The organism is Flavobacterium sp. Root901 (assembly GCF_001429765.1).
Classification (GTDB): Bacteria; Bacteroidota; Bacteroidia; order Flavobacteriales; family Flavobacteriaceae; genus Flavobacterium.
This window is the reverse complement of the sequence record NZ_LMJB01000001.1, coordinates 637629-656818: the sequence shown is the minus strand read 5'-3', so window position 1 is coordinate 656818 and position 19190 is coordinate 637629. Positions and strand designations below refer to the sequence as shown.

Annotated in this window: 16 protein-coding genes; 6 read left to right on the top strand and 10 right to left on the bottom strand. The window is 33.3% G+C overall.

Annotation, left to right across the window (positions count from 1 at the left end; all coding sequences use genetic code 11):
* The first annotated feature begins 104 nt into the window (after positions 1-104).
* Positions 105-962 carry a hypothetical protein gene (locus ASE21_RS02625; RefSeq protein WP_057121008.1) on the top strand — a complete coding sequence of 286 codons (858 nt, stop codon included), beginning with the start codon at positions 105-107 and terminating at the stop codon, positions 960-962.
* A gap of 161 nt (positions 963-1123) precedes the next feature.
* Here ASE21_RS02625 and ASE21_RS02620 read toward each other — a convergent pair whose 3' ends face one another.
* The gene (locus ASE21_RS02620; protein WP_057121007.1) at positions 1124-4855 is read right to left on the bottom strand and encodes a metallophosphoesterase; all 3732 of its coding nucleotides are present in this window, start codon (positions 4853-4855) and stop codon (positions 1124-1126) included.
* 26 nt (positions 4856-4881) lie between these two features.
* Between ASE21_RS02620 and ASE21_RS02615 the strand changes: the two genes are divergently transcribed.
* Positions 4882-6060: a Pycsar system effector family protein gene (locus ASE21_RS02615; RefSeq protein WP_057121006.1), complete on the top strand. Its 1179-nt coding sequence runs from the start codon at positions 4882-4884 to the stop codon at positions 6058-6060.
* Between the two features lie 187 nt (positions 6061-6247).
* On the opposite strand, the gene ASE21_RS02610 is transcribed toward ASE21_RS02615, so the two are convergent.
* Positions 6248-8617 (bottom strand): GAF domain-containing protein, encoded by a 2370-nt coding sequence (locus tag ASE21_RS02610; RefSeq protein WP_057121005.1) that lies wholly within the window; start codon positions 8615-8617, stop codon positions 6248-6250.
* 231 nt (positions 8618-8848) lie between these two features.
* Here ASE21_RS02610 and ASE21_RS02605 point away from each other — a divergent pair, with 231 nt between their 5' ends.
* Both ASE21_RS02605 and ASE21_RS02600 read left to right on the top strand, forming a co-directional pair.
* Entirely contained in the window at positions 8849-9601 is a 753-nt protein-coding gene (locus tag ASE21_RS02605) for an SDR family oxidoreductase (RefSeq protein ID WP_057121004.1), read from the top strand.
* A 71-nt stretch (positions 9602-9672) separates the two neighbouring features.
* The gene (locus tag ASE21_RS02600) at positions 9673-10254 is read left to right on the top strand and encodes a TetR/AcrR family transcriptional regulator (protein ID WP_057121003.1); all 582 of its coding nucleotides are present in this window, start codon (positions 9673-9675) and stop codon (positions 10252-10254) included.
* Between the two features lie 87 nt (positions 10255-10341).
* Here ASE21_RS02600 and ASE21_RS02595 read toward each other — a convergent pair whose 3' ends face one another.
* The 8 genes from ASE21_RS02595 to ASE21_RS02560 form a co-directional block, all read right to left on the bottom strand.
* Complete coding sequence (locus tag ASE21_RS02595) at positions 10342-11400, bottom strand: nucleoid-associated protein (protein WP_057121002.1); 1059 nt, start codon at positions 11398-11400, stop codon at positions 10342-10344.
* Positions 11401-11436: 36 nt separating this feature from the next.
* On the bottom strand, positions 11437-11802 hold the full coding sequence (locus ASE21_RS02590) for a four helix bundle protein (RefSeq protein ID WP_057121001.1): 366 nt from the start codon (positions 11800-11802) through the stop codon (positions 11437-11439).
* A gap of 93 nt (positions 11803-11895) precedes the next feature.
* A complete protein-coding gene (locus ASE21_RS02585; RefSeq protein ID WP_057121000.1) occupies positions 11896-12438 on the bottom strand; it encodes an IS1096 element passenger TnpR family protein in 543 nt (180 codons plus the stop codon).
* 140 nt (positions 12439-12578) lie between these two features.
* A complete protein-coding gene (locus ASE21_RS02580; protein ID WP_057120999.1) occupies positions 12579-13178 on the bottom strand; it encodes an HPP family protein in 600 nt (199 codons plus the stop codon).
* A gap of 3 nt (positions 13179-13181) precedes the next feature.
* A complete protein-coding gene (locus ASE21_RS02575; RefSeq protein WP_057120998.1) occupies positions 13182-14459 on the bottom strand; it encodes a chloride channel protein in 1278 nt (425 codons plus the stop codon).
* Positions 14460-14701: 242 nt separating this feature from the next.
* Positions 14702-15091 (bottom strand): VOC family protein, encoded by a 390-nt coding sequence (locus tag ASE21_RS02570; RefSeq protein WP_057120997.1) that lies wholly within the window; start codon positions 15089-15091, stop codon positions 14702-14704.
* A complete protein-coding gene (locus tag ASE21_RS02565) occupies positions 15091-15666 on the bottom strand; it encodes a sugar O-acetyltransferase (RefSeq protein ID WP_057120996.1) in 576 nt (191 codons plus the stop codon). The genes ASE21_RS02570 and ASE21_RS02565 overlap by 1 nt, the downstream gene beginning before the upstream one ends.
* Before the next feature lie 75 nt (positions 15667-15741).
* Entirely contained in the window at positions 15742-16200 is a 459-nt protein-coding gene (locus tag ASE21_RS02560; protein WP_057120995.1) for a DinB family protein, read from the bottom strand.
* 142 nt (positions 16201-16342) lie between these two features.
* Here ASE21_RS02560 and ASE21_RS02555 point away from each other — a divergent pair, with 142 nt between their 5' ends.
* Together ASE21_RS02555 and ASE21_RS02550 are read left to right on the top strand one after the other, a co-directional pair.
* Positions 16343-18508: a TonB-dependent receptor gene (locus ASE21_RS02555; RefSeq protein WP_057120994.1), complete on the top strand. Its 2166-nt coding sequence runs from the start codon at positions 16343-16345 to the stop codon at positions 18506-18508.
* Between the two features lie 272 nt (positions 18509-18780).
* Entirely contained in the window at positions 18781-19188 is a 408-nt protein-coding gene (locus tag ASE21_RS02550) for a DUF2141 domain-containing protein (RefSeq protein ID WP_082603431.1), read from the top strand.
* Positions 19189-19190 lie beyond the last annotated feature (2 nt).

Sequence of the window (19190 nt, the reverse complement as noted above, 5' to 3'; positions counted from 1 at the left end):
TGCCACCCCAATAACTATTGGGATTTACAGATTTGAAGGATTATCAAATTAGAAAAAAAATTATTTTAATCTGAAATCTGTGGAGAAATAAAAAAATCAATCTTATGAAAAAAACTTTTTTAGTAGCCGTTTCTATAGTTTTATTGGCCTGTCAGCAGCAATCAGACAGCGGTTTAAAAACGCTTTATCCGCTTCCGAAGAAATTGAAAGAAGTTTCGGGAATTACCTATTTTCCTGAAACGAAAACAATTTACACTTTAGAAGACAGCGGAAACAAAAATGCAATTTATGCCATTAATTCCAAAGGAAAATTAGAAAGAACTATCATCATTGCAAACGCATTAAATGTTGATTGGGAAGATATTACCAAAGATAAAATTGGAAATATATACATTGGAGATTTTGGAAATAACGACAACGAACGCAGAGATTTGTGCATTTATAAAGTAGCCAAAAATCAATTGAATAAAAATGTGGCTTCCGCCGAATATAAAATCTCATTTTCCTATCCGGAACAAACCGAATTTCCTCCAAAGAAAAAAGAATTGTTTTTCGATGTTGAGGGTTTCTTTGAGCACAACGGTTATTTCTATCTTTTTACCAAAAACAGGAGTAAAGGTTTTGACGGAACTGCGTTTATCTACAAAATTAAAAATGCTAAAGGAACGCAGAGAGCGGTTAAAATTGGCGAATTTAAAACCTGTAATAATTACAATCATTGTGTTTTAACCAGTGCCACAATAAGCCCCGACGGCAAAAGAGTAGTTTTGTTAAGTCATGATAAAATAGTCTTGTTTAAAGGTTTTAAAGGAGATTTATTCCACAAAGGAACTCAAACAGAAATCAATTTAAATCACTTTTCTCAAAAAGAAGCCATCGTTTTTAAAGACAATAACACACTATTAATTGCCGATGAAAAAACAAACAAAATAGGAGGGAATGTTTATGAATTTAAACTCTAAGCTTCTAAGCTCTAAGTTCTGAGATACTAAGATTCTAAGAAAAAAGTCAGCCACGAATTCACGAATTTTAAATAAAAATAATTCGTGAATTCGTGGCTCTTTATTTTAAATTACAGTCTAAAAAAACTTAGAATCTTAGTATCTCAGAAACTTAGAATCTTTTAAAAGCTATATGCCGCTCCAAAAATAACCCTTCCAATTTCATCAGGAGATTTGAAATAAGATATTCTGGCAGTTAATACATTGATTGCATTCAGCCAAAGTCCGCCGCCGTAATCCTGATGCCATTTTCTGGAATTTTCACCATCAAGCCAAACCCTTCCATAATCAAAACCGCCTAAAATTCCGTATGTAAACGGAGCAATTGTTTTTCGTATTTTGCCAAGGCTCAGGCGTAAATCAGAACTTTGAGAGAAATAAGAGTTTCCTAAAAAGCGCTCATTTCTAAAACCACGCAAATCGGTATCTCCGCCCAGAGCTGCACCCTGATAGAATTCGTAATTATTATTAAAAATTGCTTTTCCTTTTAAATAAGTGGCTAAAACCAGTTTTCCGTTATGGTCAATTTTATGCGTGAATCCTAAATAACTTTCCAGCGTTGGAAAGTTTTTCTTCGTGTCTTCTAAGTTAGTTGTCCAGGTTGCGGCAATCATAAAAGCCATTCCTAAAGTTGGTTTTGCTGCAAAATCAGAGTTTTTGAAAAGATATTTTACTTTCAGGCTTCCATAATTCTGACTATTAAATACATCAGGATTTACAATATTTGGAGTATCAATGTATCTGTTTTCTGTATCTTCAACTGTCATCCTTTGAAAGATAGGCTGAATACTAAATTCACTTCCGTATCTTCCAACGTGTCTGATGGCGCCAGAAGCATTAAATTTACGGATACGTACCCGATTATAGTCCAAACCAAGGTTATCATCATATTGAGATTCGTTTCCATACCCAAAATAATTCATCGCAAAATTTGGCGTGGTGTAAAGTGATTCAACATCTATAACCCATTTTCCTAATAATCCCGGGAAATGTGCAGCATAATTAAATTCTAAACCTCCTGTTGCGAAATAGTAAAAAGCATTAAAAACATGACGCTGCGTGTACGGATTTTGTTTAAAATTGTTTACGGTATAATTTACATTCACACCAACTTTTACACCGTCGTCGGGATTGTAACCAATATTAGGTAAACCCGAAACTACATTATATTTCGGTTTTTGATAATTGTATAAATTAACGTCGTAATCGTCAGTTAACTGGGTTTGGGTTTTAGAATCTAAGTGGTATGTGTTTTCCTTTGATTTAAAATCGTAAACAATAACTTTTCTGCCATTTTCAATAGTGTAGGTATCGTTGTTTTGACCACCAATCAGGCGGACTTTAATTCTGGATTTCTGATCTCCTTTTACTTCAAAAACATCATTATCATCTAAACCATAAATCCAGACATTTTTGGTCTTGGCATCATGTAATGTCTTTGTATAAACTAAATCATCTCCTTCTTTTTTAATTCTGAAAACCTGAATTTCAATACTTTTTCTTGCATTATGATTCAAAACAAATTTGTCTTTTTTATCGGTTCCGGCAATCATTACTGTTCTGCTTAAAACATCAGAATAACGGCCTGCGTATTTTTGAAGTTCCCTTTTTCTGTTTTTTAATTTTCGGATAATTTCGTCAACAGTTCCGTCCTGAACTTCTTTTGGCATATTTTTAAAAGCATTTTCAATGTCGCTGTCAGATAAATTATCCTGAATAAACTTTGCCTGTTCAATCCAGTCTTTTTCTTCGGCAGTTCTTAATAAAGCCAAATCCATCGGGTAAGGTTCTCTGCTCAGCCATTTTACATTGCCAATTTTATCTTTAAAAGTACGCATGTGGCGCAATGCCGGAATATTCATCAAAATAGAAAGCAGTGCTCCGTCATATTTAACAAATGCCTGATCCCTGTCTCGCGGAATTGGTTTATAAATAACTTTGTCTCCTTTTTTAAATTCTGCCCATCGCCATTGATCGCTGTGTCTGTCCCAGTCGCCAATCAGAATATCAAATAAACGGGCTTTTATATATTCTTTTTCGTCAACAGAATATTTTTCATCTTTATGAAGATTTGCCATCATATCATCTGTGCTGATGATATTAGACGGATTTCCAAAATTCTTACCATCTAAATGATTGTCTGCCGGCCTTTCTTCAATCATATACAGCTGATCGCCAAAACCTGCATTAAATTCTCCCAAACCATTTTGTTTCGGAATGTAATATAAAATCGGGTTGGTATGAAAAATACCAATTTTGTCTGACATGCTTCCTGTTACATATGATGCATACGGATGAGAAGTCGTATAAAAATCAAATAAAAAACTCTCCGCATAAGTGTCTTCAAAATCATTTACGATATACTGATCTTTAAAAGCAACAGATTGTAAAAACACTGTGGCACTTTTTTTCATGCCGCGCATTACATATTCACGGCCTTTTGGGTCAGACATTCTTAAAGAAACAGATTGATGTCCGCCGCCTTCGCGAATAGGTTTTAAGCCGCCCATCAAAGTATCTACAGTAGCCACTTTTGCCTCGATTGGTGTGCTGTAATATTTTCTGTAATGCTGTCCGAACAGAAATTTATGAAACCAGCTTTTATCGGTCATTTTGGTTGAATAGATAGAAGTGGTGATTTTTGGAGAAAAGTTATTCGGAATATCTGAAGCCCAATTGATTTCTTTTGCTTTTATGATTTCTTTTTCAAAAAGCAGTTTCTCTTTATTATTCTCATATCCATAAAAAGAAACCTTGGCATCGCCGCTTTTAAATAAAGTCAAAGCTGCATAACCGTTTCCGCCATATGAAAAATCAAACGGATTTATGGCTCTTGCCGCTTCAGATTTTGATCCGGCACCGCTGATAATCTGCTGAATGTTTTCTTTACTGATATATTGTAAATTGTGATCGTGGCCTGAAACTACAATTACGTTTCGCTGCTTTTGCAAAAGTGTTTTTATTCTTTTTGCATAAATTGTATATTGTTTATTTTGAATATCCTGCGGACTTACACCAGAAGTTTTTCGAAGCAGATTTATAAAAGATCCAATTACCGGAAGCGGGATTTTTTTCTCTAAAGGAAATAATTGTTTTTCTAATGAAAACTGTCCGCCGTGGCTTCCGTTGCTTAATAAAGGATGATGAATAGCCAGAACAACTGTTTTTTCCTGATTTTTATTTAAAATATTTTCAAGCTCTTCAAAAAAATCTTCACGCGTTTTGATGTCACAATTATCATTTATTGTAGGATGGTTGTCCCAGTCTTCCAGAAACCATTCGCTGTCAATAGTTACTAATGTGGTAATACTGTCAATTTTTACATCTTCAATAGGGCAGGACTTTCTCGGAAGAAAAGCTTTTTTATCATTTAAATTTTTTGTTATAAAATCGGCCTGTAATTCCAAACCTTTTATTCCGTTGTACCAATCATGATTTCCGGGAATAAAGATGGTTTTTCCCTTAAATCCCTTAGTGAGTTTTAATTGATTGTTAAGTTTTTTTTCTGCAAGAGCCTGATCTCCTTTATTTTTATCAGCCGGAAAGCCTTTTGGATAAATGTTATCACCTAAAAAAAGAAGAGTCGATTTTTTACTTGCTTTTTTAAGTTTTTGATGTAAGAGTCCTAGTGTTTGCTGCGCTTGTTCTTCGTCAGCATTTCCGGCATCTCCAACAAGATAAAAGGTATGGTCAATTTTTATAGTATCTGTTGCGTTTTCTGATTCGGTGGCCGTAATATCTTTTCCGTATTGAGCTTTATTCGTAGCACACGAATAAATAAACAGAAGTGTTATTATTGCTGCAGAAAAGTTTTTAATCTTCGCAATAAAATGATTTTCCAAAAACAATTTCATAATTTAGTGGTATAAAAATATTCTTTATGAATCTAATAGAACAATCCGAGGATTTCGTCAGTAATTTACTCAAAGATAAACTTTCTAATTTATATTCTTACCATAATTTTAACCATACTTTTAGCGTAGTTACGGCGGTTAAAGAGCTTTGCAAAAAAGAAGACGTAGAAAGTGATGATAAAGAGGCACTTTTAGTTGCCGCATGGTTTCATGATACGGGATATGTAGACGGATATGAAAACCACGAAAGCAAGAGTGTAAAGATTGCTGCTGATTTTTTAAGGGAAAAAGGCAAATCTGAAAAATTTATCGAACAGGTGTCCGGTTTAATTTTAGCTACTGCTAAAGATTACCAGCCAAAAACACTTTTGGAAAAAATAATAAAAGATGCAGATTATGCTCATTTAATGGGTGCTGAATATGTTACAACCTGTGAATTATTGCGTCTGGAATTAAAAAATACCGGCATCGTAAATTTTTCAAATGCGGAGTGGACAAAAGAAAACCTGAATTTTTTACTCAATAAACATAGGTTTTATACAGATCATGCTTTGAAAAAATGGCAGCCTTTAAAAGAAAAAAACCTTATTTTAATTCAGAAAAAAATAAACAAACAAGAGTTGAAAGCTGCAGAAGCACTTGAGAAGGAAAACAAAAAAAGCGAAAAAATTGAAAAACCAGATCGCGGTGTCGACACCTTATTTCGGGTTACGTTAGGAAATCATACGCGTTTGAGCGGAATTGCCGACAGTAAAGCCAATATTTTATTGTCTGTAAATGCTATTATTATTTCGATTGCACTTTCCACAATTATTCCTAAACTGGATAGTCCGAAAAATGCGCATTTAGTACTTCCAACTTTCATTATGCTCATGTCGAGTGTTATTACAATAATATTTGCAATTCTTTCAACGCGGCCAAAAGTAACTTCGGGTGTTTTTACAAGAGAAGATATTGAGAATAAAAAAATCAATTTATTGTTTTTTGGAAATTTCTATAAAATGCCTTTAGAAGAATATGACTGGGCAATGAACGAAATGATGAAAGACCGTGATTATCTTTATTCTAACATGATTAAAGACTTGTATTATCTGGGGTTGGTTTTACAGCGAAAATATAATTTACTCCGAATCGCTTATAACCTTTTTATGGTTGGAATTATTATTACTGTGATTTCGTTTGTAATAGCATTTAAATCGATTTAACACTTTATCATCAACTTTGACAAAGTTTGCGAAATGTTTTAAACACATAGAAGCATAGATTTTAAATTCGAATGAAGAATCGTAAAAGAAACAAGTTTCTCACCTATGTTTTTTAAACAAATGAAATGCCTTTTTAAGTTTTAAAAATTTATGTTTCTATGTGTTACAAAATAAAAAAGCTCAACTTTTAGTTGAGCTCATCTAATAAATCCTGATAAGTAATTTTCTTTATTTTAGAAGTGTTTGCATTATTAATCACTTTTACACGAATGGCTTTTAAGCCAGAAACACCCTGAAGATCTTCAACCTCAAATTGTTCAATGGAAGGTTCCAGAATTTTTTTGTGCTGCAGGTATTTAATGTATTTTAAATATTCAATTTCTTCACTGTTTTGAGAATATACGATAGTGATTTTCTCTTTTTCCGTGATACGTTCGTTTGTTCCTTTTATATGCGACTTGTCAATTCGTTTTTTAACAACTTCATATCTTGCATTATAAGTTCCGTCAACATCAAAACGCTTTTCATCCATTCTGAAACGAATCGAAAGCGGAGAACTGAAAACCAAAATCAGGGAAGTAACATCCAATTCATAAGGAAGCGATTCTTTTAGCTGATGATGTTCTAGTTCCATTTCACATAAAGTCTGCAGCTGCCATAAACGCAAATTGTGCAGGTACATAATATCGAAAGGTTTTGTCGGCGAAATAGAAGCCCCAATATATAAATTGTGTTCTACTCCGTCTGTTTTAAAACGCTCGTAATAATGCGGATAAATTTGCTGTGCTTCGACTTGCTTTTTATCTAAAACAGAAGCCAGCCTTTTGTTGATAATAGACATTGCATTATCAAACTTTTTTCTTTCCTGGTAAAACATTCCGGTTTTTTCATCCAGACTTTCAAAATACAATTCTTCTAATTGCTGATTTTGGGCATTATCTTTTGTGTTTTTTAATATAGGATGAATTTCTTCTTCTATATAACGCTGAATATGCTGCTCCATATCAGCTTTTAGAGGAAAATCGAGTTCATTTCGAAGCGATTCCAGTTCAAACTTTCTCTGCTCCAAAAGAACCAGGTTTGAATTTGGTTTTTGATTATCGAAAATTTCCAAAAGAGCCGTAAGCTGATTTTTTAAATCAATTTTTACGGTTTCATTTCGGTGTTCAGAAGAACCTTTTATATCAATTTGCCCGTAAAGCGGAAATACATTTTTGAATACAATTTCTTTGAAAATATAATCTTTTGTATGATTTATATTTTGAAAATAATTTTGAGATTCTTTTCTGAATTTCCAATATACACTCGGGTGAATTGTAGTGTATTCACGCTGGATAATCGCCTCAATCTGATGCTGCATATCTGTATTATAGCGATCAATAGTATCGGTTAAATACGGCAGAACAAGTTCCAGTTTTGTTGCGTTTACACTGTTTAAATCTCTCGGATTTTCTGAAACCAGCTCGATAACGCCTAATATATGGCCGTCTTTGGTTACCGGAGCAAACACGCAGCTTTGAATGCCTTGTTTTAATAAGTGTTCACCCAGTTTTTTATTTGACGACTCTTCAATAAACTTTTTGACATTTGAAATAACAAATGGCTCATTTTTATCCAGAAGATTTTCAAATGAACATCCAAAGAAAGCATTTTTACAATCTATTTCCTGATCTGAATCTAATAAAAAGCTTGTAATTTGTTTGTCGAATTTCATTGGCCTGATGAATTTTTCTTCTTCAGGATTATAAATAATAAATCCAACTTTTAAGCTCGGGATTTTAAAAATAGATCTGAAAATGTTTTCCAGAATATTATCAGAATCCAGGCCTTTTGTATTAGGTTTTAAAAGGTTGCTTTTTAAAGTAGAAATAGCACTTTCTGTAGTTGCATCAAATAAAGAAACAATCCCGAAGCCTTTTAACTGCCAGCTTCCGGGCGGAAATTTAGATTTCCATAAGTCAATATCATTATAATTATCAATTAACTGGTCTATATCTTCCTGAGTAAGTTCAACAGATTTTTCTGTTGGGGTAATTTCCATAAAATCTGCATTATACAAAATGCGGTAATGCTTTTCTACACCTTCTTCATCGGGAATGTCATAGAAAAACGGTTTATTAAAATCGATATTTTGATTGTAATAATAAGCCAGGATTAAACAGCAGTTATTTATATAGAATTGGTGATCATCAAAATCACGGATTTCCATATAAAATTCGTCGCCGGCATTGCGTAAAATTTTCTTGAACCGCTCAGTATAATTAAAAGATATATTCTGAAAAGGAATTGTTATAGCTTTTATTTCATTGTTTGTCAAAGCCGTTGGAAATAAATCTGCAGCAATATTTTTAATTAAAGCTTCATTATTTTTAATAGTACTAAAATCGCGAATTCCCGTTCTAAATTCAGGATAAGCTTCTATTTCCTTTAAAATTGCTTTGGCGTAATTAGATCGGTAATCAACATCTGATAAAGCAATCTGCTCAAAAGATTCAATTAATTTATGAAATGAGATTATCGTTTCGAAAGGGCTTTCGATTGGTAAAAGACGATCCATTTTGTTTTTTGTTTTTAGGCTACAAAATTACGCATAAAATAAAAAGGATCGACATTTTGCGATTTCTTTCCTTTATAGTCCGATAGTTAATTTCCCTAATTAAAGGGCTCTTCTGAGAGCTTCAGGAAATTTTAACGAAATTTTAACAAAATAAATAACGGAACGATCGTTCCGTTATTATATCTTTGTACCGTAATAATTGAATAATCAATAATTTAAATAATAAATAAAATGAAAAATTTAGAAAACAAAGTAGCTATTGTAACAGGTGGAAATAGCGGAATTGGGTATGCAGCTGCTGCAGAATTAGCATCATTGGGTGCAAAAGTAATTGTAACAGGTAGAAATAAAGAAGCTTTGGCAAAAGCCGAAACAGAATTAAATGTTACCGGAATCGCTGCAGACCAGTCAGATTTGAAATCAATTGATAATTTGGCGGCTGAGGTAAAAGCAAAATTCGGAAAAGTTGATATTCTGTTTTTAAATGCAGGAGTTGCTTCTTTTGCTCCGGTTGAACTTGCACCCGAAGACCATTACGATACAATTATGAATGTAAACACAAAAGGGGTTTATTTTTCAGTTCAGAAATTGTTGCCAATTTTAAATGACGGGGCATCTATTATTTTTAATACATCAGTAAATGCACAGCTTGGAATGCCAAATTCTAGTGTTTATGCAGCAAGTAAAGCAGCTGTTTTATCCTTTAATAAAGTGTTTGCCGTAGAATTGGCTCCAAGAAAAATCAGGGTAAATGCTGTTTCTCCTGGTCCTGTTGAAACTCCGCTTTACGGGAAATTAGGTTTGCAAAAAGAAGAAGTTGAAGGCTTTGGAGCAGTTCTTGGCGAAAAAATTTTATTGAAACGTTTTGCTCAATCTTCTGAAATTGCAAAAACAGTTGCTTTTCTGGCTTCAGACGATTCATCATTTATCACCGGAACTGAAATTGTAGTTGACGGCGGACTTACCGTAAATGCAGTAGTATAATTTTTTGATTAATTCAGGAACGATTGTTCCGTTTTATTCTTATATTTGTAAGGAAATTTAATTTTGAAGTCATGGCAAGAACGAAAGAATTTAATGAAGATCAGGCTTTAGATAAAGCAATTGAAATTTTTTGGCACAAAGGTTATAACGGTACATCGGCTCAGGATTTAGTTAACTATTTAGGTTTAAGCCGTTCGAGTTTGTATGATACTTTTGGAGACAAACAACAGTTATTTTCTAAATCCTTGCAGCGCTATCAAAAGCAGTCGCAGGATATTGTAAAAGAACTTTTGGAAAAATCTGAAAATGTCAAGGAAACATTGCACAATATTTTTAAGCAGGCAGTTCTAGAAAGTCTGGAAGACCGGATTACAAAAGGCTGTTTTATGGTCAATTCTTCTGTCGAACTGGCATTGCACGATGAAGAAATTGCAAAAATTGTAAAAAACAACAGCCAGACAATGGAAGAAGTTTTTACAAATGCAGTTAAAAAAGGGCAGGAGCAAGGAAATATTTCTAAACAGCAAGATGCGAGAGTTTTGGCCCGATTCATCTTTAATAATTATTCCGGAATCAGGGTTTTGGCCCGCACCGGCGAAAGAGATAAACAAGTTTATGATGATATTGTAAAAACAGTATTTTCTGTTTTATAAACAAGCAGTACCTCAAATAAAAAATGGCAGTTACATTTTGCAACTGCCATTTTTTGTTTTAAGTAAGTAATAGAAAATGAAAACTTCTTAGCTTTTTTCTTCTTTGTTGAAGTAAACTAAGTAGTAATACATTTGTTTTTCTTCATCCCACCCTTTTTCAACAAATTTTTCTGCGCTTTCAGGATTAATAAAATCCATTTTAATCTGAATGTGCGTATCCAGGTTAATTACGTTTTTAATCGATTTTCTGGCATCAGAAACTGCTGCATTGGCAATTGGGAATGAGGTTACATCTTCGATGCTGTATTTTTCTCCTTTATCAACTTTATAATTTTTGAATTCAGGAATTAAGTCCGGATTGTCTAATACTTCATTTAGGAAATTCTGCTCTTCAAACTGATCATTTTTAGCGAAATAATTCACAGATCTGTTCATAAACATTACTTCTTCTTTCTTGTCTTCTGCTGGTAAAACAACATCTTTTGCGAAGTTTTGACAGAATTTTAAATATTTTTTAGTGATGAAGTTTTCGTCTTCAAAAGCATCAACCGATAAAAAGTGCTCTAACCAGTAGCGTGCGTCATAACGGTTACTGTCTACAGTCAGGATTTTGTATCCTTCTTCTTTTTTATAATTAAAAATCAGGCATCCTTTATCCAGTTTACTCAGGTTAATTCCCTGCTGTAAAATCATTTCAAGGTTGCTGTCTTTTTCTTCAAACTGTAAAAAGTCTGACTGCAATTCGCTTTTAAAAATCCCAATTGCGTCAACTACATTATTATCAATGCTTAAGTTTGTTAAATACGTTACATAAACCTCTCCGTTTTTAATGTGCGGATGATTAGACTGCTCATATAAATGCTTTGTGATTTTTTTTGAAACTTCCTGAGTACTTGCAGGATTCGCAAAAATCTCCGTTGCATATTTAAACATATCATTGTAATCCAAGTCCACTTCGTGTGCAAACTGATAATAGTTTTCTTCTTTCTCTCTAAAAGGCTTAAAAAAGTATTCTTTGATCAAAGGCACAATTTCATCATTAAGATTAAATGGCTGTTCTGATAAAAAGATCGCTTCATTACGACTTTTATTCCCTACGCGGTGTATCGCAAGCGTCTCGATGTGGGTGTTGAATAGGTTTATCATATTTTTGAGTTTCTGAGATTCTAAGTTTCTGAGATTCTAAGTTGAGCTGCTGGCCTTAATTTTATTAATTAATGATACGAGCATTCTTTCAATCTCACGACTATCCTCATATAAGTTGTTAAATTCTTCTTCGTTTATGTAAATTATGTTTTTTGCAATTTCGAGCTGAGTCTGCATTTCAAATACAGAACCGAGAGAGATGTATAAAAAGCGTAAAAAATCTTTAGCACTTTCTCTTCCAGATCCTTCTGCAATATTGCTTGAAATTGATACTGAACTTCTACGTATTTGTGAAGTTAATCCAAAAGTTTCTTCTTTTGGAAAAGCTCTTGTTGTGCTGTAAATTTTGGTAACTAAGGCGATTGATTTTTGCCATACCAAAATTCTTCTAAAATGACTCATTCGATTATTTTTAAATTGAATTTAAAAATAAGAAAAATCCTTCAAAGTAAAAAACTCAGAATCTTAGAATCTAAGTATCTTAGCAGCTTAACGTTAGTTCCAATTTTCCTCAAACCCATAATCTTCGAAGCTGTCGTCTCCTTCGAACATGTCAAGATCATCTTCATCAAGATCATCTTCAAATTCTCCGTAGATGTCGTTGTGCATATCATCGGCTTCAAAGCTTTTTTCGGTTGCTTCGTCTGGCATTTCTCCGTGAGAAAATAAAGTTTCAGGATAAGTCGCGCCTACAGCTTCCTCTTCGATCGCAGCCAATTCTACTAAGAATGTCCACATGCTGATGAAATCATAAACGTAGATAATCTTGGTATTTTCTTTATCTAAAATACTAGATAACGGATAATCGTTCATGGTTCTTTGTTCTCCCGGAACATCGCCGGTATCAAAAAGAGGAATTTCATCTTCCTGATTCCAGGTTTCATCACAAGTATAAAATGAAGCAACTTCTGATCCGTCAAAACCAAAAGCATTGAAGATTGCATTGTGTAAATCTTCAAGCGTATCATCTTCAAGAATAGCAATATCTCTAAAAATATCTTCTTCGGCGTCTAGAATTACTCTAAATTTATAAACCATAATCTTTGTTTTTATTGAGAGGTCAAAGGTAAAATATAAAAAACGAAATACGAATCAGGAATCGTGATTTGTTGAAAAGATTTTATTTTGGATTTTTTCCTGAGTGTAATAAGTATTCCTGCAAGAAATTTTGATATAAATTATTTTCCTGAAAGTCTTTTTCTAAGCTTATGATAATGTTTGTGATACGTGCTGTGGCTTGGATAACTTCTGCCGGAAGTCATATTATTAAAAATCAAAGCGGTTAAAAGTAAAATAAGGACTCCGCTTAAAACGGGAGAAAGTACATACATATAACCAAGCGCTTTTACTTTTTCTGTACCAATAACAGCAATTAGTGATGTCGCGCCACCGGGCGGATGAAGTGTTTTTGTAATCTGCATTAAAATTATTGCAATAGAAACAGCCAATGGAGCGGCTATATACATAATGTCCGGCACAATTTTGTTGACTGTAACACCCACAAGGGCCGAGATTACATGTCCCCCAACTAAATTTCGAGGCTGGGAAAAAGGACTTTGAATGATGCCATAAACTAAAACACTGGAAGCTCCAAACGAACCAATTAAATACACAGCATCATTTCCTGAAAAGTGTATCGATTGTACATAGGCTAAAATTCCAATTCCAACAAAAGAGCCTAAAAAGGACCAAAAATGCTCTTTATAATCGATTAAAGTTTCTTTATAAAGAATATAACGTGTTTTGCGATAGCTTTTTTTTATTTTTTGAATGGGCATAATTTATTTGATTAAGCTTGGCGAATAACTGTATACAGTATAAGGATAAATTGTTTTGGCAGTATATTTTGAAATCAGGCAAACTCCCAGAATTGGCAGAAACAAAGTATAATCGTTTGTTAATCCGCAGACTAAAAAGATTGCCGTAAACGGTGCATGAATACTGGCACTTAAAACAGCAGCCATCCCGATGATCATAAAGTTAACCGGAATTACATGAACATGGAAAAACGTATTTAAAACAGAAGCCAGTAACAATCCTAAAAAAGCTCCGATAAATAAGCTTGGAGCAAAAACACCGCCGTCGCCTCCTGAAGCTAATGTGACAGATGTTACAACAGGTTTCAGAATCAAAATCCCGATAAATGTTAAGGCTAAAGTTATAGTGAGAGGAATTTCTCCTGAGTTTCCAAAAATAGTTTTTATAGCATGATATCCTTCTCCGTACAATTGAGGAAAAATGAACAATGAAATACTTAATACTGCAGAACCAATGAGGATTTTATAATAATGGGCATTTATTTTTCCGAATTGTGATTTGAAAAACAAAACACATTTCGTAAGGTAAACCGAATTCATTCCGGCTAAAATTCCCAAAAGAATAAAATACGGAATTGCTTTTAAATGCCAGGTTGTGATCGAAACAGCAAATAAAGGCTCTTCTTTTAAAATAGAAAGCAAACCAAAAGCAATTAAAACGGCAATACAATTTGAAATAATAAAAGCGCGTGTAACTCTTCTTGAAATAACTTCGAAAGCAAATAAAATTCCGGCAGCGGGACTGCTGAAAAGTGCTGTAACTCCGGCAGCGACTCCGGCACAAATTAATTCTGTTTTGTACTGACGGAATACATTTTCTTTTTCATGTGCAACAGATCCAATTGTGGCAGTCGCAACAACGGTCGAAACTTCGATTCCGGTTGAGCCTCCAAAGACAACAGTAAGCAAACCGTTTATAAAGTGTGATGGAATTTTGTATGAAGGAAGATTTTTTGTGGTTTTGGTACTTTCAAAGACCTCTTTGATTCCTTTATTTTCTTTTTTCTTAAAGAGATATTGTCTTAGAAAATAAATTACAGATAAGCCAAAAACCGGAAAAATGATATAGAATACCGGATTAACCGAAACCTCATGAAAGAAAATTGCTTCGTAATATTCGGTTATTTTTTTTAGAGAAATTCCGAGGAAAGCAGAAAGAAAGCCAATTAAAATAGAAACAATAACTAATTTTCGGAATTTAATAAATTGATGATTTTTTTTGATTTGCGCCGTTTTGTTCATCAGAAGGAAATTTGAATCGCATTTTAATGCGGATTACAAAATTAGGAATCAAAATCGGTTTTTTATAGGAAGTAATGATTTTAATGTGTTAAAACTCATAAAAACAGGAAAATTCTTGCAGTGCGTTTTTTATGGATATGCGATGTAGAAAATCTCGGAAAGTAGCAGAGCTGCAAGAAAATTTAAAAACTTTGCGGCTCTGCGATTTTGCGAGATTAAATATTTTCTATTTATTCATACAGTTACCTTTCATAAAACTCTATCGGCAGTAAATCAGGATCTGCAATAAAAGTAAAACGTTTCTGAGTTGTTTCGTCAATTCGAATGGGTTCTGATTCTATATTTCTGGAAGTTAAAAAAGCAACGGTTTCGTTTAAATTAATTACTTCAAATGCCAAATGGCGTAAACCGACCGCTTCTGGTCTTGAAGGTCTTTTTGGCGGATCTGGAAATGAAAATAATTCGATAACATAAATTCCGTTTAAAGCCAAATCTAATTTATACGACTGGCGTTCTTCGCGATAGATTTCACGAATAATTGTCAATCCTAAAATTTCAGTGTAGAAAGATTTAGATTTTTGATAATCAGAGCATAAAATGGCAATATGATGGACTTTATTTAAGGTAAGCATTAGGATTTTGATTCAGGTTCTTGATTTAGTTTTCTAATTACTTTTGCAGGATTTCCAACAGCTAATGAATTATCAGGAATATCTTTTGTTACGACAGATCCGGCTCCAATAACGCAGCCTTTTCCAATTGTAACGCCCGGACAGATTACAGAGTTTCCGCCAATCCAGCAGTCATCTCCAATTGTAACCGGATAAGCATTTTCAAGCGATTTTCTTAATTCGGCATCAAGCGGGTGCGATGCAGTATAGATCTGAACATTTGGCGCAATAAAAACATTCGATCCGATATTGACCGGGGCACAATCCAAAACAACGCAGTTTACATTAAAATAAACATTTTGTCCGGCAATAATATTATAACCATAATCGCAGTGAAAAGGCGGTTCGATGTAAAAACCTTCACCTGCATTGGGAATTAATTCTTTTAAAATTTCTTTTGCTTTTTTTGTAACTCTGTATTCTTTTACATTTAAGCTGTGCAGAAGATTTTTTGCTGTCCGGCGGCCTTTTACTAATTCGGGGTCAAAAGCATTATAGTATTCACCGCTGATCATTTTTTCTTTTTCTGTTTTCATATAAGGTATTGCATTTTCATCCCTGGAAATCTTTAATGGATTTTTGCAGTTTTCTGCAAAGCTGCAGCAGCGTAATTAAAGTAGTTTTTTCAAAATAACAATCTGACCCAAATGATAAACATCATGCTGAATAATTCCGTGAATATCTTCATAAAAATTATGATTATTATTTTGATCTATTTTCTCAAAATCCGCATCATTAAAATTACTCAGACAATCATTCCATAATTCCTGAGATTTTGCCAGACTTTGCAGTGATTGTTCCCAGGCTGGTTCAGATGAATCTAAAATCGGTACAAAATAATTATGATCGGGAGTTGTGATTATTTCTCCCTGAACACGTTTTAATATGTTTCTTCTCCATTGAATGAGGTGATTGACAATTTCCCAAATCGTGTTTAAATTAGGATTAATTTTTTTATAAGCCTGAGCTGCAGTTACATCTTTTAAAGTATCTGCTAAGGTAACTTCAAGCCACGGATTTCCATTATAAATGGATTGATACAAATTCGAAACTCTTTTACTTTCTGACATAGTTAATAGTTTTTAAAAACACTACAGCTAAGATACAAATTAGAAATTTACAACTCATCCTTAAAATTCTACAATTGGGTTATTATATATTTTTTAACAGGAAATGTTAAAATACATTTGCTGTATCAAAAATCAAAATGATATGAAAACCAAATTACTTATTACAATTAGCTTTTTACTTTTGACAGCATTCACTTTTGCACAAAACGTTATTTCAGGAAAAGTTTTAGATCAAAAAGGAAAACCGGTAGCAGGTGCCAATATTTATATAGATGGTACTTATGACGGAGCAACAAGTTCTGAAACAGGAGATTTCTCCTTTGAAACTTCTTCAACAGGAAATCAGTTTTTAGTAGTAAGCTTTTTGCTTTTCGAAACTTTCAAAAAAGAAATTGATGTTACCAATTTTAAAGATCAAACGGTAAAACTAAGAGAAAATGTAAATGCCCTTGATGCCGTTGTTATTACAGCCGGAACTTTAGAATCTGGAGACAAAGCAAGGGTTTCAGTTTTAAAACCTTTAGATATTGTTACAACAGCGGGTTCTGCCGGAAATATTATTGCCGCTCTGCAGACTTTGCCGGGAACACAAAGTGTAGGTGAAGACGGCCGTTTATTTGTACGCGGAGGTGAAGCCAGCGAAACGCAGACTTTTGTAGACGGAATTCGCGTTGCACAGCCTTATGGGGCAACCACTAATAATTTACCAACAAGAAGCCGTTTTTCTCCATTTTTATTCAGCGGAATTGCTTTTTCTACAGGAGGTTATTCTGCGGAATATGGTGAAGCTTTGTCAAGTGTTTTACTTTTAAATACTCAAGATGAGCCGGATCATAATAAAACAGATATCGGTTTAATGACAGTTGGACTGAGTTTGGGAAATACTCAAAAATGGAAAAAAAGTTCGTTGAGCGTAAATATGGCTTACATTAATTTAGCGCCTTATCAGGCTGTGATTCCTCAAAATGTAGACTGGAATAGTCCTTATCAGTCTCTTGGAGGTGAAACCGTTTACCGATATAATTTTACAAACGGAATCTTTAAATTGTATGCCGCTTTTGATTCTGAAAGATTCGATCTGAACCAGAAAAATATCAACTTCGCAAATCCTGTAAGAACAGATTTAAATAACAATAACTTTTATCTTAACTCTTCCTATAAAGGAACTTTTGGAACCGGATGGCAGCTAACTACTGGAATTAGTTATGGTTACAGCAAAAACAAAACAAAATACGATATTAGTGATATCAATACAGATGAAAATGCGGCACAGTTGAAATTAAAACTTGGAAAGAAAATTTCAAACTATTTCAAAGTTTCTTTTGGAACAGATTATTTCATTACAAAATTCAACGAAGATTTTAACGACAATGTTTCTATAGATGTTGCAAACGGATACGACTCTAATATTTTTGCAGCTTACGCCGAAGGAGATATTCTTTTTTCTAAAAAACTGGCAATGAAAGTGGGTTTGAGATATTCTAACAACAGTTTATTAAACGAAAATAATATTGCACCAAGAGCTTCATTGGCATATAAAGTTTCAAAAAGCAGCCAGTTTTCATTTGCTTACGGAGATTTTTCTCAAACTCCTGTTGTTGATTATATTAAGTATTCAAAATACCATCAGTTTGAAAGTGAAAAAGCAAAACATTATATCCTGAATTATCAGTTTACACAGCCTGGACAAACTTTTAGGGCAGAAGCTTACTACAAGGATTACAGCAATTTAGTACAATACAATACAAGGGATATTCAGTACAATTCGGTATTCAATAATAACGGTTCAGGTTATGCAAAAGGACTGGATTTATTTTGGAGAGACAGCAATTTGTATAAAAATTTAGAATACTGGATTTCATATTCTTATATCGATTCTGAAAGACAGTATAAAAATTTTCCAACCATGACAACGCCAAGTTTTATAGCAAATCATACATTATCTGTTGTAACTAAATATTTCATTACAGACTGGAAATCACAAATCGGATTTACAAATAGTTACAGTTCAGGTCGTCCGTACAACGATCCAAATCAAACGCAATTCATGAATGGAAAAACAAAATCCTACAATAGTCTGAGTTTTAACTGGGCATATTTATTAACAACACAAAAAATCCTTTATTTCTCAGTTTCAAACATTTTAGGAACGCAAAATATTTTTGGATACGATTATGCAAAATTACCAGATCCAAACGGAGTATATAACAGACAGGCTATTACCCCAACAGCAGACAGATTTTTCTTCGTAGGTTTCTTCTGGACCATCAGCCAGGATAAAAATGAAAATCAGTTGAAGAATCTTTAAAAGGTTCTGAGGTTCTAAGGTGCTAAGGTTCTGAGTTTTTCTCTTGGCAACTTTTTAGATAATACCTTAGAACCTTAGCACCTTAGAACCTCAGAACCTCAAAAAAAACAATTCAGTAACCAAAATCAACAACTCGGTATTATTTAATTTTTAAACCATAAAATCTGACATACTTTTGAAGTATAAATTAACAAACAGAGTTTTAATCATCAATAAAAAAATTTAAAACCTTAGTCAATCAGTCACTTAAAATCTTTAAAAAAAACAAAGCCATGACCAAAATTATTACCATAATCACGTTATTTATCTGCAGCTTAATGTCTGCTCAAAATGTAAAATTAACGGTTACTGTTTCCGGTTTAAAAAACAATACAGGAATTGTTAGAGTAGGTTTGTACAATTCAGATGGTACATTTCTTAAAACGTCATACAAAAGCCTTACATCTGAAATTAAAAATAATGAAGCTGCAGTAACATTTGAAAATCTTCCGGCTGGAGAATATGCAATTTCAACTTATCATGACGAAAATAATAATGGAATGCTGGACAAAAATATGATGGGAATCCCTTCTGAAGATTATGCAGCCTCAAATAATGCTAAAGGATTTATGGGACCTCCTTCTTATAAAGATGCTAAATTTGTTATAGACAAAGATTCGAAAATTAAAATTATATTATAAAT